We start from the raw sequence: 19170 nt of genomic DNA, 5'->3' as shown, positions 1-19170 counted from the left end.
TTTACCTCCAGGCATTGTTGGCGATGGCGACTGCGAGTTCGCACGCCTGCGCGTTCGACGGCGCGACGACGATTCCGGCCCGCTCCAGTTTCCTGACCTGCGCCGAGCGAACCTGCGGATCCGCCTCGGTGCCGACGACGGAGGCGATCAGCGCCGGAGCATCCTGCCCGCGATCGGCAACGATGCTCGCCAGATGCCCGGCGGGATCGGCATGCGCGCCATAGCCAAGCACCAGATCGAGCAGGATCACCGAGATATCTGGGTTCTTGAGCGCGACACGCAACGCTTCATCACGCACGGAAGGGTCGATCATCGGATGCGGTCGACCACGTGTATATTCGTCATCGCCGAGGTCGATCAGCCGGTCCCGGCCGCCGTCCGGCTCGGCGTCGAGCTTGGGGACGCCGGGAATCGCCGCGTTCGACGCCACTTTGCGACCTGCGGACGCAAGGATCACCTGAGCTTCGGCACAAAGCGTTCCGCCGGCGAACAACCCCTCGATCCCACCCCGACCGGTCCTCCGCGGAAGCCGCGCGGCAACGGCGCCCGCGTCGAATTCTTCACCGATCTTCTTGCCTCCCAGCGCCAACTCGGCGGCGCCTTTGAGCGTTGGCGAAAAGCGGGCATTCGGCGGCAGCGCAACTTCCGAAGCCCCGATAAAGCACACCGTAAAGGACTTCCCGCTTCTCCCGATCCGCTCCAGAACCGACCTGGCGACGTCGGGATGCGGCGGCTTCGAGATCAGCACGACATGGCTCGTGCCCGGATCGGAATCGAACGCATCGATCGCCATCAGCGTCGTGATTCCGCCGATATCCTTCTTCAGATCGCGCCCGCCGACCCCGATGGCATGAGAGATTCCTTCACCGGCTTCCGAAATCAGGCATGAGACCTCCTGCGTTCCGGTGCCCGACGCGCCGATGATTCCGATCTTGCCGCGCCTGAGCTTGTTGGCAAACGCCAGCGGCGCTCCGCCGATGACGGCCGTTCCGCAATCAGGGCCCATCATCAGCAGGCCGGCTTTGCGCGCCTGCAGCTTGAGCGACAGTTCGTCCTCGAGCGACACGTTGTCGCTGAACATCAGGACATGCAGGCCGCGATTGAGCGCCTTTCTGGCTTCGGCAGCCGCGAAATCGCCGGGGACGGAGATCAGCGCAAGATTGATCTCGGGCCTGAGCTTCACCGCCGCGGCGATCGTGTGCGGTCGCCATGCGGTCTGCGCTTCGCCCTGGCTTTTCGGCTTGTCGAGCGACTTGATCGCGCCGTCGAGGGCATCACGTGCGGCAGGTTCGGTTTTGGCCTTTACCGCGATCACGAGATCGTTGCCCTTCACGGCGACGCGCTCGTCCAGCAAGCCTGCGTTGCGCATGATCGCCGCATTGGACGGCGTCCCCATCATCAACGCCGCCTCAATGACGCCGGGAGACGCGGCCACCTCGCGGGACAGTCGCATCAACGCTACTGAATCGAGATAGAATCCCTGGCGGATTTCGTTCAGGACGATGGCGTTCATGACACCCCCAAATCGCTGGCGATGGCGCGCACTGCCTGCTCGAAACACGCCAACGGCGCCTTGACCACACCTGCCCCGACCTGACCTATGCCGGGCTCGCGATGGGCGATGCCGGTGTTGATGACCGGCACCACGCCGGAATCGACGACCAAACGGATGTCGATGCCCGTCGGCACACCGGCGAAGTCCAGCGCGGCAATGGTCCATTCCGGATTCTGCGCAATGGTGATTTCGCCCATCGAGCGGGTGAAGTTACCGGCCTCGGACGGTGCGCCGGCGCCCACGAATCCTGCGACCGCCGGCGCCGCCGCCATCGCAAATCCCCCCAAGCCGATCGTTTCGACGATTGCGGAATCGCCCATGTCCGGATTGGCATCCTTCTCGGAATAGCCGGCAAAGTAGAGCCCCTCCGGCATTTCGACCGGAGCCGTAAACCACTGTTCGCCCAACCCGCTGACGCGGATTCCGAAGTCGGTCCCGTTGCGGCACATTGTCGTGACGACGGTCGAGCCACGGATGCCATTCGCGGGATCGGTCATCACCTTGCCCATCGCCATGGCAATGTTCAGGAAGAACTGATCGTTCTGCCCGATGAACGCCAGGCATTCGGCAAGAGTCGCATTGTCGGTCGACGTTCGCGCCATCCAGGGCGCGATCTCACGGAGGAAAATGCTCGAGCAGGCAAGATTGCGCTGATGCAGCTCGTCGCCCATCGACAGCCCCCGCGCAACGATCGCCTTCAGGTCTACACCGCCGGCGGCACGGATCGCCTTGCCCAGAACCGGCCCGAAAACGTCGCGCAACCAGGCGAGCCGCTGCAATACGCTCGCGTCGTTGCCGCCGAAGCGCATGACCTTGCCGAGGCCCTCGTTGATCGCGCAATAGGCGCGATTGGCGAAGCGCGCATTCTCGACCACGAACAACGGCATCGACTTCGTCGTCATGCCGGTCATCGGGCCAACGGCCCCGAAATGATGGTTCGGATGAAATTCGATTCCGCCATCGGCGGCGAGCTCGGTCGCGGAACGAAGATCCTGCGCCCAGCCCTCGAAGACGATCGCGCCTGCCACCGCACCCCGCATCGGGCCGCACATCCTCTCCCAGGTGATCGGCGGGCCGGCGTGAAGGATCATTCGGTCACGCAGGTCCTTGATCAATTGTCCCGCGGGAACGATGTCGATCAGCCGCGGCTCACCTTCGAGGATGCGAGCCAGCGCCTGGTCATTTGCGTCATCAATCAACTTCATCGGCGCGCCCTCACACACCAAGCTTTGCAAGCAGGGCCGCCATCTGCGGATCCCCGCCCGCCGACGGCTTCCAGTCGACATGGACGACGTCGATGCCGCAGTCGCGCAGGTCCTTCACGAACCCCTCCAGCCCGACATTTACGACTTCGACCTTGCTCGCCAGCAACAGCTGATACTGCGGTGCTTCCTGATCCGTCATCGTCTCCAGCCCTAATAAACCTGTTCTCGTTTCGTCGAGATAATAAGAGAATACTTACTTAGTCAAGCGCGGAATCTCGTGAACGCGAATCTGGATGCCCTGTCGCGTTGCCGGACTTTCTCCAGGTGAATATCGATCGCAAAAAAGAGCTCCGAACTTCGTCCGGAGCAGTCTGGGAGAACCCGAAACTTGAGGAGAGGCCGCAGCGCTCGCGTCACTGCTTTCGAATGGCGTGGCGCAGAACGATGAGGCTGCCCGCAAATGCGTCCAGCCCGGAGGTATGCCCGACCGCAGTCAACGCGTTGAGAGCTTGATGAAGTCGCGCGGTACCACCCATCACCGCGTGGATGGCGTCATGCAATGCGGCCGCACCGTAACCCTGCGCCGCAGCCTGCAGATGGACTCCGCTGACATCGTTGGTGCGCTCGATCAGCGCACGACAACGGCCCCATAACGCATCGCGACATTCGATGCGGCCAAGTGCGGCCAACGCAATCAGCGCACCGCCGATCAGGTCGTCGCCGGATGGCGTAAGACCGGGCCCGAGTCCGATCAAGCTCCGAAGCCCCGACATGTCGTCCGACTCACCGACCGAACCCGCAAGGATACGCGCCAGGGCGACAAGTCCGGGCCTGGCGGCCTGAACCAGCGCAGATGCTTCGACCGGAATCCATCCGGATCCCGCGGAGGCCAGACCACCCGCCGTCAGATCCCCTCTCCAGACTTCGTCGACTGCATGCAGACCGCGCCGCAGACTGCTTTCCGACCAGTGTGGCACCGCACGCGGCGCCCATCTGGACGCCGAGGCCAGTTTCAGGAACGGCGCGCCGGCGACCCAGAGAATGGAATCCGCGACCCGCACGGCGTCGCCGACTGCCAGCCGTGACAGATCGACCCTGCCGAGCAGATGCAACGGTCCTGAGCCGATGTCGAGCTGTCCAACGCAGATCCAATTTCCGTCGAGCGTCGCGTAGAACGAACGCTCGAAGGCCGCCACGACATGGCCCGCAGCTCGATCGCAGAGCGCTTTCTTGGCGAGAAGCCCAACTTCCACGGCCGCAGAGACCGTCGCCGCCCCGGCATCTCCGCGCCAATCGCTCAAATCGGAGCCATCCCGCGGCTTGCCGTTGGAATCGTGGTCCCCGAGGAACATCCGCCGTTTCTCCTCCCTCAGGATGCCTGGGCCGCGAACCGCGGCGCGGCGCCGGCCTGGGCCTCCCCGCCGAGATAGGCGGCTTCGAGCAGCGGATCCTCGGCAATGATCCCGGCGACGCCACTCTTCAGGATCGCGCCGGTTTCCAGCAAATAGGCGCGATCGGCCAAGGCAAGGGCATGTCCTGCCATCTGATCGACCACGATGATGGTCATCCCCTCGCTTCGCAACCGTTCAAAGGAGGCAAACAGTTCATCGACGACGAGCGGTGCCAGGCCCAGTGATGGCTCGTCGAGCATGAATATCTTTGGTGCCGTCAGAAGTCCGCGCGCAACCGCGAGCATTTGCTGCTCGCCGCCGGACAACAGGCCGGCGCGCTGGTCAATACGCTCCTTCAATCGGGGGAAGCGCGTGAACATCGCCTCGATTTCAGCATCGAGATCGACGCCCTTGCGCGCAAAGGCGCCGAGCCGGAGATTCTGCTTCACCGTCAGCTCGGGAAACACCTGCCGCCCTTCGGGCACCAGCACGACGCCGGAGCGAGCGCGAATATGCGCGGGCAGCTTGTCGATGCGCTTGTCCGCGAGCCGGACTTCACCCGTCGATCGGGGCGGCTCGAGGCCGGCAATCGATCGCATCAAGGTGGTCTTTCCGGCACCGTTCGCGCCGAGCACGGCCACGGCCTCGCCCGGCGCGACGGTGAGGTCGATTCCGCTTAACGCGCGCGACAGGCCATAAAACGAGTCGAGCGCCCTGACCTCGAGGGCGATGCCCTGCATCGCCGGGCGCGGCGCGCGGCTTCGCTCTCCCGGCGTGGCGTCCCCCAGATAGGCCTTGCGAACAAGCGGATCGTTGCGGATCGCCGCGGCGTCGCCGATCGCGATACGCTTGCCGGCATCAAGCACGACAATGAGATCGCTGAGCGACATGATCATCGGCATGTCGTGTTCAACGATGATCACGGCAATGCCGAGATCGGCGATACGACGCAGGAGCGCGGTCAAGCGCTGCTTGTCGCCCTTCGAGAGACCCGCCGCAGGCTCATCGAGCAGCAGGATCCGGGGTCGCAGCGCCAGCGCACGGGCGATTTCGACCAGCCGTTTCTCGCCATGCGGCAGCGAATCGGCAAGCCGGTCGACGTCGCCATCGACGCCGGCAAAGCGCAGCAGGAAGCGTGCAAAGCCTTCCGTCGTGTCGTTGCGAAGCGCGGACACGATGCCGCCAAGCCGGCCGACCCTCTCGGCCAGCAGGATGTTTTCCAGAATGGTGAGGGAGCCGAATAGTTGCGTCGTTTGAAACGTCCGCGCCACGCCGACGCGCGCAAGCAAATGTGACGTCATGCCCGTCACATCGCGATCGCCGAGCCTTACCGTGCCGGACTTTGGTCGATAGAAGCCGCAGAGCAGGTTCAGCGCGCTGGTCTTCCCGGCGCCATTGGGGCCGATGATGCTGGTGACGGCACCAGGCTGGGCCGTGAACGATACGTCCTGGACTGCACGGACACCGCCGAACGAAATCGAGAGGTTTGTCACATCGAGCCCTGCCCGGCTCCGCGTCCCAAGGCTGGACGCGTCGACATTCGCCGCGGCGACTTCGGGTTCAGCCGACGACTGCCGCGCCGGCAGGAATTTTGCAGCAAGTTGCTCCAGCAGTCCGATGATGCCGGAGGGCGCCGCCCTCAGCACGACGAAGAGCAGAACGCCAAAGGCCAGCAGGCGATACTCCGCGAGATCAGACAGAAATTCCGGCAACAGCACGACAAGCGCGGCGCCGATCACCGGACCGAGCGTCGAACCTGCGCCGCCGACCATCACGCCGAACAGCAGCAGCACCGATTGCAGGAACGGAAACGAGCTCGGGCTGATATAGCCTTGGAGCGGCGCAAACAGTGCGCCGGCCAACGCCATCGCCGCCGCCGAGATGACGAACGCCACCGCGCGGACATGCACCAGATCGATGCCGAGGGAGCGCGTCGCGACCTCCGTATCGCGGGCCGCCCGCATCGCGTAACCCCAGCCGCTCCGTTTCAACTTTTCGAACAGGATCAGGCAGGCGAAAACAAGTGCGACGCCCGCAATGGCAAGGGAACGCTCCGAGAGCGCATATCCGAAGACGGTCGGCGGTGCGCTCAACACCAGGCCATTGCCGCCGCCGGTGAGATCGCGCCATTCGATCGTGACGTGCTCGACGATGAATCCGAAGGCGATCGTCACCATCGCCAGATACGGGCCCCGCACGCGCAAAGCGGGCATCGCGAGCAGCCCGCCGACGATACCGACCAGGACGATCGCTCCCGCGGTGGCTGCGAGATAGGGCCAGCCCGCTTTGTCCATGAGCAGCACGGTCGTGTACGCCCCGATGGCCATGAAGCCGACATGCCCGAGCGATATCTGCCCCGCGAGGCCGAGCAGGACGTTGAGGCCGATACAGGCGATCGCCGTCAGCGAGATCGTCGCGATCAGGAAGACCGCATAGCTGTCCGCGATGGCCGCATAGCCGATGGCAATCGCAAACACCGCAGTTACGACGAGAAGGGAGGCGCGAGAGGTCATACCTTCTTAACTCCGGCTCGGCCGAGCAACCCGTGCGGCATGAGGACGAGAATGACGATGACGGAAGCAAAGGTGATGATCTGGGTGTAGACCGAACCCAGATAGTTCGTCGCGAACACCTCGATCAGACCGAGACATAACCCGGCCAGCATGACGCCCCAGGAACTGGCAAGGCCGCCGATGATCGCAGCCGCAAACGCCTTGATGCCAAACAGTGTGCCCATCTCGGACGACACATTGAACAAGGGCGCGATGAGGAGCGCGGCCACGCCCGCCAACACGGCCGATACCGCGTAGCTCGTGGCGATGGCACCGCTGACATTGATGCCCATCAACCGCGCGGCGTTCGGGTTTTGCACCACTGCCAGCATGGCAACGCCATGGCGTGTCCGGCGGCTGATGAGGTGCAGCGCAAGCGCCAGCAGCAGCCCGACGACGGGAATCAGGAGCTGCAGGGGATAGACCCCTGCTCCCTCCACGATCTGTATCGGCTTGGCCGCCAGCACGGACGGAAAGCTGCGCGGTTCCTTGCCGAACACAAACAGCATCACATTGTCGACGATGATGCCGACCGCAACCGTCGCCATCAGCCAGTTGTCCGATCCCCGCTCCACGAAGGGACGAACCGCGAAACGCTCGATGAGCACGCCATAGACCGCGCAGACCAGCAACACGGCGGGGATGCCGATTGCGGCCGGCCAGCCCCAAACGACGAGGAAGAAGTATCCGGCAACGGCACCCAGGGTCATCGAACTGCCCTGTGAGAAGTTGACCGTGCCGGATACCGCGTAGGTGACGTGGAAGCCCAGCGCGAGCAAGCCGTACATGCTCCCCAGCGCCATTCCGGTTATAATCGCCGAAAGAAATGACATTGATGACCACCCCGATCTGCTTGCTGGACGACGGGATCCGTCAGTTCCTGGTGAATGGCAGGATGTGGTTGTCCTCGAAGCGAGCCCAAATGTAGTCCTGCGCGGTCAGTGCATCGTGCTTGTTCTGGGCAAACGGCTTCTCGTAAGTCTTGATGAGCCCTTCCACGCGATCGATGGCGTAGAAGCCGTCGCGAATGGCGGTAGGATCGGTGCTGCCGGCCTTCTGGATCGCGCTGGCGATCACCATGACGCTGTCATAGGCGTTGGCAAAGCCGACCGCAGGGGTCACGTCCGCAGGCCCCTTGATGTCGGGATATTTCGCCTGTAGTTCGCCGATCACGCGCTTGCCGACCGGCGAGAGGTCGCCGAAGAAGCTGTAGGTCTGCACGAAGACGACGTTCTTCGCATTCGGACCGGCAAGCTCCGTGAAGCGGCCGCCGGCGGGTCCCCAATGCGATACGATCGGCGGCGCCCAGCCCATGCGGTCGAGCGACTTCACCACCTGCGACGATGGGCCGACATTGCCGACCAGGAACAAAACATCGGCGCCTCCCTGCTTGAGCCGCGACAGCTGGGCGACCACGTCGACGTCGTTGGCCTCGAACTTCTCCACGCCGGCCGGCTCGATCCCGGCGGCCTTCATGGCGGCGCGCAGGCCGTGCTCGTTGGATTCACCCCAGGGGTTGTTGACGAGAATGAGGCCAGGCTTTTTCGCTCCATAGGTCTTGCTCGCGAACGCGACGATCGCCTTGTCGACCTCGTCGTCCATGGCCGAGACGCGGAACACGTAGTTCGATGCGGCGCCGTTCTGGGTGATGTTGGTTCCGGCCGCCCACGGCACGACAAACGGTACCTTCACGTTGTTGACGAAGGGCACGATCGCCAGCTCGACCGGCGTATCCAGGCCGCCGAGCAGCACCGCGACCTTCTCGCGCTGAATCAGTTCGCGCGCCGCAGTCAGTCCCTTCGCGGGATTGCTTTCATCATCGCGGCGAACGAGCTCGAGCGGACGGCCGAGTACGCCGCCCTTGGCGTTAATGTCCTCGATCGCGATCGTGGCGCCGCGCGTCAGCGCTTCGCCGGCACGCGCCGACTGACCCGACAGCGCAGTGACCAGCCCAATCTTGATCGGCTCAGCGGCACGCGCGTGCTCCATGAGCGGCAGTGAGCCAAGGAGAATGGCAAGCGCGCCCTGCAAGAGAACGCGGCGACGGAACCCGGTCATAGCGATACCTGCGTAATTCATTTCTGCAATCCTCCCGCTCCTGACGGCTGCTCCTCAGCCGCCTCTCGTCCGCTGCCGCCGTTTTCGCGGTCTTGACGGAAGTAAAAACTTTCTTCACATTTCCACGAATGTCAAGCGGCGATCGCGGATGATGGGGAAATTCCGATGAAGCGGGAAATCGAGGCAGAACCGGGTCAGGCCATCCCGCGCGGCATTCTCGGCGGTGCAACATACGCGCAAGCGGAACATCCCGCTCGCGGTCTGACCTCCCACGATCGCTACCGCTATAGCGCGATCACGCGCCGCCCTGACTTCATGTGGCCGGATGGAAAGCGGCTTGCCGTCTATGTCGGACTCAACCTCGAACATTTCGCATTCGGCGACGGCTTGGGCGCCGAGCTCTGCCCCGGCGGTCCGCAGCCGGATGTCCTCAACTATGCCTGGCGCGACTATGGCAACCGCGTCGGCGTGTGGCGACTGATCGACGTTTTCGACGACTTGAAGTTTCCGCTCTCCGTGCTCGCGAATAGCAGCATTTATCACTACTGCCCGGAAGTCATGGACGCCTTTCGCGCCCGTGGCGACGAGATCGTTGGCCACGGACGCACCAACTCCGAACGTCAGGGAGTGCTTTCGCCGGCAGAAGAACGGCGATTGATCGAAGAGGCCACCGACGTCATCGCGCGCGCCGAAGGACGGCGGCCGCTCGGCTGGCTCGGGCCGTGGATATCTCAATCGGCAATCACGCCCGACCTTCTCGTCGAAGCGGGCTACCACTACCTGCTCGACTGGTGCATGGACGACCAGCCGGTGTGGTTCTCGACGCGAGATGGCGGACGCATCCTGTCCATCCCCTACCCGCAGGAACTGAACGACATCCCTTCGATCGTCGGGCGAAAGGACAGCGGCGAACAGTTTGCGACCATGATCGCCGACACGTTCGAGGAAATGCTGGCGCAATCCAGAAAGCAGTCGCTCGTGATGGGCATCGCACTGCATCCCTACCTGGTCGGCCAGCCCCATCGTTTGCGGCCGCTACGACGTGCGCTGCAGGCGATCGTTGCCAAGCGCAGCGATATCTGGATCACGACGGCCGGCGGGATCGCGGCGTATTCGCGCGCTCTGCCCGACGGTATCGTTCCAACCTAGCCAAATGGAGACCTGCCTTGTCCGCTATCGACACACTCTTTCAGAACGCTCGGCTGGCAGACGGCCGAATTGTCGAAATCGCCGTCAGCGGTGGCAGGATCGTGGCAATCGCGCCGATCTCGCAGCGCTACGGCACGGTCGGCGCAATCCACGATCTCGGCCGACGCCTGGTGCTGCCCGGCATGGTCGAAGGTCATATCCATCTGGACAAGTGCTTCATCGGCGATGACTGGAAGCCGCACCGCCCCTGCACCGCCGGCTTCAGCGTGCGCGAGCGTGTAAAGTTCGAGAAGGAGTACCTTGCCAACGCCAGGCCCATCGCGGTACGGGCGGCAGCCCTGATTGATCTTTGCGTGTCGCACGGCACAACCCATATGCGCAGCCATGTGGACGTTGATGCGGCGGTCGGCCTGCAGCATTTCGAACAGATCGTCGCGGCGCGGGACGCCCACCGCGAAAAGGTCTCGGTCCAGATCGTCGCGTTCCCGCAGAGCGGCATCCTGACGTCGCCGGGAACCGCCGACCTGCTCGAACAGGCCGTTCGCGCCGGCGCCGACCTGGTCGGCGGACTGGATCCCGCGGGTCACGACGGTGACGCGGCCGGCCATCTCGATATCATCTTCGGCATCGCTGAACGGCATGGCGTCGGCATCGACATCCACCTGCATGACGGCGGCCTGCAGGGCATCGCGGAGATCGAGGAAATCGCGCGGCGCACCAAGGCGGCGGGCCTCGGCGGCAAGGTGACGATCAGTCATGCCTACGCGCTGGGCGAAGTCTCCCATGATCTGGTCCAGCGCACCGCGCAGCGGCTTGCTGAGGCCGGCGTTGCCATCCTGACCAACGCGCCGGGGGCCCGTCCATTCCCGCCCGTACTGCTGCTTCGCGACGCCGGGGTCAACGTGTTCTCCGGTAACGACAACATTCGCGATTCCTGGTGGCCCTACGGCGATGGCGACCTGCTCGAACGCGCGATGCTGGTCGGTTATCGCTCCGGTTTCAACACCGATGATCAATTGGCCGCCGCCTTTGACATGGTGACGTCCAATGCGGCGAGCGCGCTTGGCCTCACCAACCATGGCCTGACCGTCGGTGGGACGGCGGATTTCGTGGTACTCGATGCCAGGCATGTCCAGGAAGCCGTGGTCGCCCGCCCGAAGCCGCGCGATGTCTACAAGAACGGCCGCCTCGTCGCGTGCGGCGGCACAGTGGTAGCGGCCGCCGCTTGATGCCAACCAACATGGAGGATCGTCCCCCTTGACGAACAGCCGTAATGACGATCTCAATCCCGGCAACTTGCGCAGGAAACAGTCCGCTGGGCCGTGTTAACCGGATGTGGATGTGTCTGCGCGGACACCCCGAAGCCCTAGCAAAGTTGGCACCGTGACCGAGACGACAGCACAGACCAGCCCTCCTCGCAGCTCAGCGCGCGGAAAACGGCCGCGGGATTCCGCGCTCACCAAGGAAGCGATCCTGCGCGCGGCAACGTTCGAGTTCTGCCACAACGGCCTCGGCGGCGCCCGCGTCGAGGCCATCGCGCAGCGCGCCAAGGCCAACATGCGCCTGTTGTACGCCTATTTCGGCGACAAGAACGGACTCTACATTGCGGTCCTCGAGGACGTCTACACCGAGATCCGCGCGGCCGAGCAGCAGCTCAATCTCGACGACCGCGAGCCTGTTGCCGCGATGTGCGAGTTGATCAACTTCACATTCACGTTCTTTGGGGAGCACCAGAACTACATCGCTCTCATCAACAATGAGAACCTTCAGCGCGGGCGTAACCTGCGCAAGTCGCGCAAGATCGCCGAACTCACCTTGCCGCTGGTCGCGAGCATCGAAAATGTTCTCCACCGCGGCGTGGCGGCAGGGCTGTTTCGCGATGACGTCGACCCGATCCAGCTCTACGTCTCCATCACCGCCATGAGCTATTTCCACGTCTCCAATCGCTACACGCTCTCGGCGATGTTCGACAAGGATCTGGGCGCGTCGGATTGGCTCGTGCGGCGCCGCGAGCACGCGCAGGACATGATCCTGACCTGGCTGACGGCGCCGATCGGGGAACGGAAGCACAAGGCCTCCGGATCAAGGACGACCCGCGGCCGCAAGCCGTCCCGTTAGCGGCGGGCGGTCTCATCGCGCTTTAGCGCGCGGCCACGACGCCATCGCTACGCGGATCGCTGGCTCCCTCGAGCAGGCCATCCGGGTGCCAGACGATCGCACCGGCGTGCCCCATGAATTCCTCGAACGGGCCTGTTACCTGGATATCGTGACCGAGCGCGCGCAGCCGGTCGATGATGGCAGGATCGAAGCGGGACTCGATCTTGAGGTTGTTGTTTTCCTCTCCCCAGGTGCGGCCGAGCAGCCAGCGCGGCGCCGTGATCGCAGCTTGCAGTTCCTGGTCGTGCAGCGCATAGCGCGTGAAGATCGCGGCCTGAGTCTGCGGCTGCCCCTCCCCGCCCATCGTGCCGAAGGAGATCAGCCGCCCATCGCCAAGCTCGGCCATCGCCGGCTGGATGGTATGGAACGGCAAGCGTCCGGGGTCGAGCCTGTTGATGTCAGTGTCCTTGAGGCTGAAGCTCGTTCCGCGATTCTGCCAGGTGACTCCGCTCTGCGGAAGAATGACGCCGGAACCGAACTCCCAGTAGACGCTTTGGATGAAGCTGACGCTGAGCCCGGTGCGATCGGTCGCGGCGAGCCACACCGTATCGCCTTGCCGCGGCGGATCGGGCCACGGTATCGCACGAGCATCCGACACTGTCTCATGAAGCGCGGCCAGTGACTCTTCGGACAGAAACGCGGCCGCCGGCCGCTCCATGTAGTCAGGGTCGGTCACGTAGCGGTTGCGAACACGGAACGCTGCTTTCGTGCATTCGACCAACCGGTGCAAATGATCGACGCTATCGGACTTATCAGCCATACGCCGGGCATAGAGCGCCAAAATCAGGAGCGACGCCAGGCCCTGGGTCGGCGGCGGCATGTTGAACACCTTGTGTCCGGCTACCTCGACCGAGAGCGGCGTCACAAGCGATGCCTGATGTCGTTCCAGATCGGCAAGCCGAAGCGGACTGCCCAGCCGCTCGAGATCATCAGCCATCGAGCGCGCCAGATCGCCGCGATAGAAATCGGACAGGCCCGCTTTCGCCAGCCGCCGCAACGTCTCGGCAACCCGCGGCTGTCGTAGCCGCGCGCCGACCGCAGGTGGGGCACCTTGCGGCAGATAGACCTCCGCAAAGCCGGGCACATCCTCGAGTTCAGGCCGCTTCTTGATTATGTTTTCGTGGAGCGTCCTCGTTACGGCAGCGCCTTCCTCGGCGTACAGAATTGCGGGCTCGAGCAGCCGCGCAAGCGGCAGCCGCCCGCCATGACGATCGCGGCTGAGCTCATAGGCCTTTTGCCAGCCGTCGACGGTGCCCGCGACCGTGAGTGCGGCCAGCGGGCCGCGGCTTGGAATGCTGGCGCACCCCCGCTCGCGATACCAGGCGCGATCGGCCGCCATCGCAGCGCGTCCGCAGGCCTGAATTCCGACCGGCGTCGAACCGGCGCGGCCGACGAGCCAGAAGCTATCGCCGCCAAGGCCATTCATATGAGGATAGACCACCGCGATCGTTGCGGCGGATGCGATCATTGCTTCGATGGCGTTGCCGCCTCCCGACAGGACAGCGAGCCCAGCCTGCGCCGCAAGATGGTGCGGCGCCGTCACCATTCCGCCATAGCTTCGTTTCGTCTGCAACATGGGTTACTTCCCCTCAATAACCTCCCTTTGTAATAATATTTTTACTTACACTGTCAAGCGATCAGCTGGTGCCACGCGAACGCTACCTGCTGGCGAACGTCGGGTTCGACACCACTACCTTTGCGCTGCGGCCCGCGCCGGATCTGGCTGACTTCTGCTGCGCGTCGATCGCTGACATGCCTCGGAGGACAAAAAGCGGAAGGGTGCTTTATATCTGTTTCCTGGATCCGTTCGGACGACATTCGTGATCGCACCCAGTCTCGGCTCTCGGCGATTTCCGCCTCAAGTCCGGCGAGCCGGGAGTCATGCAGGCAAATTCTCGATTTCAAGGCATCAAGAGCTAGTCGGAAACTGCAGTGCCGCAGCGATTTCTCAGATAATTCCCTAGGGAAACTCCGTTACCGTGCGCAATCTGCTTCAGCTAGTCGTACTCGTTTCATCACCGTTCAATTTTGATAGTGCGTCCTCTACAATGCTGATCTCTTCCTGAAGTTCGTCGCTTACGCTCTTGAAATTCAGTACAGAATTGCTGCGCATGCGGTGTTCGTTCAATAGCCGCCTACGATGGTCGCGGATCTCCTCCAGGGCCGTTCGGTTTTTGAGGGTCGAGTATCCGCTACAATATGTTCAATCGCCTTGGTCATAGTTGCCCACCCCACGCAAAAAACACGCTTGCAGGTCATTGAACCCCTGGTTTCCGAAAAGTGCAACGCCGCCCAACCGCAATATGATCGGTCGGCGGCGTTGGTCAGTTACCAGGGCCTCTGAAATACCCCCGGCGCACTCCTAGCTGAGCAAGATCGATACCAGGCGTTCAGTATTGGTTTGGCACAGGATCAAAGCAATTTCCTGTGCCGGCGGAACGTTGGGGTTTCAATTTCGATCGATTGTGTCCCGGAGGCGGATCGGCGCGGCGGCAAAACCCAAATGTCATCCGAGAGTTCCAAGCCCGTAGCCGGTCCGGGAGCGCCCGTATTGATCCTCTTTTTTCGGTCCCATGATTTAGGCGTTCAGTCCTCCCTCGCATTTCTGTGAAGGTATTTCGTTGCCGCTTAGTCGACGAAACAATCGGACTGGCGAACGAAGTCAATTTTCCCGAGCGGAGAAAACCTCCCGAAACAGGACGGGGCTACGATCCGAAGACATTTAAAGACGGGTCAGGCCATGTGGGATTTCATCAACATTCTGTACCGTGAATATTGTCGGGCACGCTTGGTCGAGATGCGCCGGTTCGAACTCAGTCACTAACCGGTCCGCGCCCGTGGAACGAAAGATGCCGATCGCAGCGTCGGTCTTCGCTAGCCGGCTCTCAGGTTCGCGGCAGACGTCTTCCCCCGGTTCTCGGAGGTCTGCTTTGCCCCGATGAACAGATATCGTCAGCCAGGCTGCTTTGGTCCGTTATCTGCTGCCAAAACCGGAAGTCGGGGTCGCTTGATCGACCTATGCGGCAGCCCCCGGATTGGGTAGTTTGGTGCCACGTTGTTGCAGCCATCCCGGGCCCACCCAATGGCGAAGCGCGGACAAGCGGTGCGTAGGTCTCCAACCAGAAGCAAGGCGCCACCGAAGCGTCAACGCATTTCTGCGGATGTTGATCTAAAGAAGGAAAACGCCGCTCTCCGATTCGAATTGGCTGAAGCGCTGGGGAGGCAAACCGCTGCGTCGGAAGTTCTTCAGGTCATTAGCAGTACGCCCGGCGAGCTGGAGCCGGTGTTCCGGAAGATGCTCGAGAACGCAACACGTGTCTGCGCGGCGAAATTCGGCGTTTTGAGTTTGTGTCACGGTGACAAGTTCGAATCCGTTGCGTTCCACAACGTTCCGCCAAATTACGCAGCTTCACGGCGGAACACTCGGTTTCGTCCTCATCCGGAGAGTGCTCAGGGTACCGTCGCCAGAACCGGTCAGGTCGCACACATTCACGATGTGCGGAAAAATCCGGCTTACCTTGCGGGCGACCCGGCTGTTGTCCAAACCGCTGATGTCGCGGGGGCCCGCACCATCCTCATTGTACCTATGCTTAGGCACGCCAAGCTAGTCGGCACAATCGCGGTCTATCGACAAGAGGTCCGCCCGTTCGCTGATAAGCAGATTGAGCTGCTCAGCAACTTCGCCAACCAGGCCGTCATCGCGATCGAGAACACCCGCCTGCTCGGGGAACTGCGCGAATCACTGCAGCAGCAGAGCGCGACCGCCGATGTGTTGAAGGTGATCAGCCGTTCGGCGTTCGATCTGCAAACGGTACTTAACACGCTGACGGAATCCGCGGCGAGGCTCTGCAATGCCGATATGGCAGCGATAACGCGGAAGGACGCCAGAGGCTTCTATCATGCGACGAACTACAATTTTTCCGTCGACTGGGTCGGACTGGCTGCGCCCCTCAGATTGCAACCGGAGCGAGGCAGCCTCGTCGGAAGAGTGCTGTTGACCGGCGCGGCCGTTCAGATTCCCGATGCCTTGGCCGATCCGGAATATGCGTATCCCGACATCCAGAAGGCCGCCGGCTATCGGACACTTCTCGGCGTTCCCCTTCTGCGGGAGAAAGAGCCGATCGGCGTCCTGTTTCTTGGCCATAAGACGGTCGAACCTTTCACGGAGAAACAGGTCGAACTCGTTTCGACGTTCGCCGACCAGGCCGTGATCGCTATCGAGAACGTTCGCCTTTTCGACGAGGTCCAGGCCAAGACCCGCGATCTCACCGAGTCGCTGCAGCGGCAAACTGCGACGTCCGAGGTATTGAAGGTCATTTCCAGCTCACCTGGCGAACTGGAACCTGTTTTCAAATCAATGCTGGAAAACGCCGTAAGCATCTGCGAGGCCAAATTCGGAAACCTGTTCCTGATTGACGGCGATAGCGCCCACTGGGAGGCAGGCGTGGGCACGCCCCCCAAGCTTGCTCAGTATTTTACGCAATCAAGATCGTTTCGGCCGACCCCGGGTAGCCACCTGGATCGCGTCATGCGGACAAAAAAAGTGAGCCACACTGCCGACGACACTGCCGAAGCGGTGGTCGGCGCGGCAGCAAGACTCGGGGGCGCGCGATCTACCGTCTGCGTGCCAATGATCAAGGATGAAGCGTTAGTCGGCGCTATCTTTATCTACCGCACTGAAGTGCGGCCGTTCACCGACAAACAGATCGACTTGGTCAGGAACTTTGCCGCACAGGCGGTCATCGCTATCGAGAATACCCGCCTGCTCAATGAACTGCGCGACTCTCTGCAACAACAGACCGCGACAGCCGATGTCCTCAAAGTCATCAGTCGTTCAACCTTCGATCTACAGGCCGTGCTCCAAACGCTGGTTGAATCGGCGGCCCGGCTCTGCGACGCCGAGAGGGCCACAATTACCCGCCAAAAGGACGGCGTGTTCTTTCGCGCCGAAAACTACGGCTTTCCTGACGAATTCACGGATTACGTCAAAGACGTTCCGATCAAACCAGATCGAGCTTCGGCGATAGGGCGCGCCCTCCTTGGAGGAGAAGTAGTTCATATTCCCGACGTGGCTGTCGATCCGGACTACACCTTCGATGCACGGAGATTGGGCGATTTCCGAAGCGTCCTTGGCGTTCCGATGTTGCGCGAAGGTGTACCAGTCGGCGTCATTGTACTAGCTCGCGCCGAAGCTCGGCCGTTCACGGACAAGCAGATCGAACTGGCCACAACATTCGCGGATCAGGCGGCTATTGCTATCGAGAACGCGCGGCTGTTCGATGAGGTGCAGGCAAAGACCCGGGACCTGTCCGAGGCGCTGGTCTACCAGACCGGCAGCGGCAACATTCTGAGGGTGATCGCGTCCTCGCCGACCGATGTTGGACCGGTTCTCAAGGCCATTGTCGAAAGTGCCCGCGAGCTTTGCGAGGCCTATGATGCTGTCGTGCTCCTGAAGGATGGCAACGACCTGCATCCCAGCGCGCATCACGGACCGATACCGATGTCTTCAGCGACATTGCCGATCGACCGGAACTGGACTGCCGGACGAGCATTCCTCGACGGGAAACCAGTGCACCTGCACGACCTGCTCTCGGCCGAAGGCGACGAATTCCCCGGCACCCGGCAGAGGACGGCCCACACCGGCACCCGCAGCATTCTGAGCGTACCCTTGTTGCGTGAGGGCAAGAGCATCGGAGCCATCGCGCTGCGTCGCACCGACGTGCACCCCTTCAGCGACAAGCAAATCGCTTTGCTGCAGACCTTCGCCGACCAGGCCGTGATCGCTCTCTCAAACGTACGGCTGTTCGAACAGGTCCAGGAACGTACCAAAGAACTGTCGCGATCGCTCGACGAATTGCGCACCGCGCAGGATCGATTGATACAGACCGAGAAGCTGGCCTCGCTCGGCCAGCTCACCGCAGGTATCGCGCATGAGATCAAGAATCCACTCAATTTCGTCAATAATTTCTCGGCTCTGTCGATAGAACTTGTCGAGGAACTTGACGACGTGCTCAAGCCCGCGACGCTTGACAACAAGATACGGGAGGAAACCAGCGAGCTGACGCAGATGCTGAAAAGCAATCTCGACAAGGTCGTCCAGCACGGCAAACGCGCGGACGCGATCGTCAAGAACATGTTGCTGCACTCGCGCCAAGGCTCGGGCGAGCAGAGACTCGTCGATGTCAACGCCCTCGTCGAAGAAAGCCTCAATCTCGCTTATCACGGAGCGCGGGCCGAGAAACCGGGCTTCAATATCACCCTGGAGCGGTCGTTTGATCCGAACGCCGGTGAGGTGGAAGTGTTTCCTCAGGAAATCACGCGGGTGCTTCTGAACTTGATTTCCAACGGCTTTTACGCGGCGACGAATCGCAAAGGCCGGGCCGACCGCGATGGTTTTGAGCCCACCGTTGCTGCTGCGACCAAAAGCCTCGGCGACCGCGTGGAGATCACGATCCGCGACAGCGGCACGGGCATTCCGCCCGAGGTAAAGGAAAAGATATTCAATCCCTTTTTTACGACGAAGCCAGCCGGCGAAGGAACGGGTCTTGGCCTCTCATTGAGCTACGACATTGTCGTCAAGCAACATGGCGGATTGATTGAGGTCGATACTCAACCCGGCGAATTTGCCGAATTCAGGGTCATACTTCCGCGCAAGGCCGCCCTCCACAAAGCCGGAGTAGATTCATGAGCTTCCTTGTTCTCGTTGTGGACGACGAGCCCGATGTCGAAATGCTGTTCCGCCAGCAGTTCAGGCACGACCTCCGCGACAAGCGCTTCAGGATGGATTTTGCACAATCGGGGGCCAGCGCCCTGCAACGCATCAGCGACGCCGCCGGCGAATCGCTCATCCTGATCCTGTCCGACATCAACATGCCCGGGATGAGCGGCCTTGAGCTGTTACCCATGGCGAAAGCCACTCGGCCGAGCGTTCCCGTGATCATGATCACGGCCTACGGCGACGACAGTACCAGGAGGAAGGCCATGGAAGGCGGCGCAGAGTCGCTTCTCACCAAGCCTATCGATTTTGCGGCGCTTCGCACCGAGATCGACTGTCGGCTCGCAAGGGCCCCGTAATTCTGCGGTTTCCGCCGAAGACTTTCGGT

At 62.2% G+C, this 19170-nt stretch carries 13 protein-coding genes; 5 read left to right on the top strand and 8 right to left on the bottom strand.

Going from position 1 to position 19170, the window contains the following annotated elements:
* Position 1: 1 nt before the first annotated feature.
* From fdrA to FFI89_RS09170, 7 genes are all read right to left on the bottom strand, one after another.
* Positions 2-1513 (bottom strand): acyl-CoA synthetase FdrA, encoded by a 1512-nt coding sequence (fdrA, locus tag FFI89_RS09200; RefSeq protein WP_138834872.1) that lies wholly within the window; start codon positions 1511-1513, stop codon positions 2-4.
* A complete protein-coding gene (locus tag FFI89_RS09195; protein ID WP_138834870.1) occupies positions 1510-2760 on the bottom strand; it encodes a DUF1116 domain-containing protein in 1251 nt (416 codons plus the stop codon). Before FFI89_RS09195 ends, fdrA begins: the two co-directional genes overlap by 4 nt.
* 10 nt (positions 2761-2770) lie before the next feature.
* On the bottom strand, positions 2771-2959 hold the full coding sequence (locus FFI89_RS09190; protein ID WP_138834868.1) for a hypothetical protein: 189 nt from the start codon (positions 2957-2959) through the stop codon (positions 2771-2773).
* Positions 2960-3173: 214 nt separating this feature from the next.
* Entirely contained in the window at positions 3174-4112 is a 939-nt protein-coding gene (locus FFI89_RS09185) for a DUF2877 domain-containing protein (RefSeq protein ID WP_138834866.1), read from the bottom strand.
* A 17-nt stretch (positions 4113-4129) separates the two neighbouring features.
* The gene (locus FFI89_RS09180) at positions 4130-6664 is read right to left on the bottom strand and encodes a branched-chain amino acid ABC transporter ATP-binding protein/permease (RefSeq protein WP_138834864.1); all 2535 of its coding nucleotides are present in this window, start codon (positions 6662-6664) and stop codon (positions 4130-4132) included.
* Positions 6661-7536, bottom strand: coding sequence for a branched-chain amino acid ABC transporter permease (locus FFI89_RS09175; protein WP_138834862.1), 876 nt, complete (start codon positions 7534-7536; stop codon positions 6661-6663). The genes FFI89_RS09180 and FFI89_RS09175 overlap by 4 nt, the downstream gene beginning before the upstream one ends.
* A 40-nt stretch (positions 7537-7576) precedes the next feature.
* Positions 7577-8692, bottom strand: coding sequence for an ABC transporter substrate-binding protein (locus FFI89_RS09170; protein WP_246669490.1), 1116 nt, complete (start codon positions 8690-8692; stop codon positions 7577-7579).
* A gap of 384 nt (positions 8693-9076) precedes the next feature.
* On the opposite strand from FFI89_RS09170, the gene FFI89_RS09165 reads away from it, so the two are divergent.
* The 3 genes from FFI89_RS09165 to FFI89_RS09155 all read left to right on the top strand — a co-directional run bounded on the left by FFI89_RS09165 (position 9077) and on the right by FFI89_RS09155 (position 12028).
* Positions 9077-9910: a polysaccharide deacetylase family protein gene (locus FFI89_RS09165; RefSeq protein ID WP_246669489.1), complete on the top strand. Its 834-nt coding sequence runs from the start codon at positions 9077-9079 to the stop codon at positions 9908-9910.
* Positions 9911-9927: 17 nt separating this feature from the next.
* A complete protein-coding gene (locus FFI89_RS09160) occupies positions 9928-11139 on the top strand; it encodes an amidohydrolase family protein (RefSeq protein WP_138834856.1) in 1212 nt (403 codons plus the stop codon).
* Between the two features lie 154 nt (positions 11140-11293).
* Positions 11294-12028, top strand: coding sequence for a TetR family transcriptional regulator (locus FFI89_RS09155; protein WP_138834854.1), 735 nt, complete (start codon positions 11294-11296; stop codon positions 12026-12028).
* A 22-nt stretch (positions 12029-12050) separates the two neighbouring features.
* Here the strand turns inward: FFI89_RS09155 and FFI89_RS09150 are convergent, their stop codons facing one another.
* Positions 12051-13643: a gamma-glutamyltransferase family protein gene (locus FFI89_RS09150; protein WP_138834852.1), complete on the bottom strand. Its 1593-nt coding sequence runs from the start codon at positions 13641-13643 to the stop codon at positions 12051-12053.
* Between the two features lie 1506 nt (positions 13644-15149).
* Here FFI89_RS09150 and FFI89_RS09145 point away from each other — a divergent pair.
* Positions 15150-18755, top strand: a complete 3606-nt coding sequence (locus FFI89_RS09145; protein ID WP_168212842.1) for a GAF domain-containing protein — start codon at positions 15150-15152, stop codon at positions 18753-18755.
* Positions 18752-19141, top strand: a complete 390-nt coding sequence (locus FFI89_RS09140) for a response regulator (RefSeq protein ID WP_138834850.1) — start codon at positions 18752-18754, stop codon at positions 19139-19141. Before FFI89_RS09145 ends, FFI89_RS09140 begins: the two co-directional genes overlap by 4 nt.
* Positions 19142-19170 lie beyond the last annotated feature (29 nt).

The organism is Bradyrhizobium sp. KBS0727 (assembly GCF_005937885.2).
GTDB lineage: Bacteria > Pseudomonadota > Alphaproteobacteria > Rhizobiales > Xanthobacteraceae > Bradyrhizobium.
This window is presented reverse-complemented; position numbering and strand designations above follow the sequence as displayed.

Coding starts and splice junctions, on each gene's coding strand:
- fdrA (WP_138834872.1), bottom strand. CDS start 1,513: ATGAACGCCATCGTCCTGAACGAAATCCGCCAGGGATTCTATCTCGAT.
- FFI89_RS09195 (WP_138834870.1), bottom strand. CDS start 2,760: ATGAAGTTGATTGATGACGCAAATGACCAGGCGCTGGCTCGCATCCTC.
- FFI89_RS09190 (WP_138834868.1), bottom strand. CDS start 2,959: ATGACGGATCAGGAAGCACCGCAGTATCAGCTGTTGCTGGCGAGCAAG.
- FFI89_RS09185 (WP_138834866.1), bottom strand. CDS start 4,112: ATGTTCCTCGGGGACCACGATTCCAACGGCAAGCCGCGGGATGGCTCC.
- FFI89_RS09180 (WP_138834864.1), bottom strand. CDS start 6,664: ATGACCTCTCGCGCCTCCCTTCTCGTCGTAACTGCGGTGTTTGCGATT.
- FFI89_RS09175 (WP_138834862.1), bottom strand. CDS start 7,536: ATGTCATTTCTTTCGGCGATTATAACCGGAATGGCGCTGGGGAGCATG.
- FFI89_RS09170 (WP_246669490.1), bottom strand. CDS start 8,692: ATGGAGCACGCGCGTGCCGCTGAGCCGATCAAGATTGGGCTGGTCACT.
- FFI89_RS09165 (WP_246669489.1), top strand. CDS start 9,077: ATGTGGCCGGATGGAAAGCGGCTTGCCGTCTATGTCGGACTCAACCTC.
- FFI89_RS09150 (WP_138834852.1), bottom strand. CDS start 13,643: ATGTTGCAGACGAAACGAAGCTATGGCGGAATGGTGACGGCGCCGCAC.
- FFI89_RS09145 (WP_168212842.1), top strand. CDS start 15,150: ATGGCGAAGCGCGGACAAGCGGTGCGTAGGTCTCCAACCAGAAGCAAG.
- FFI89_RS09140 (WP_138834850.1), top strand. CDS start 18,752: ATGAGCTTCCTTGTTCTCGTTGTGGACGACGAGCCCGATGTCGAAATG.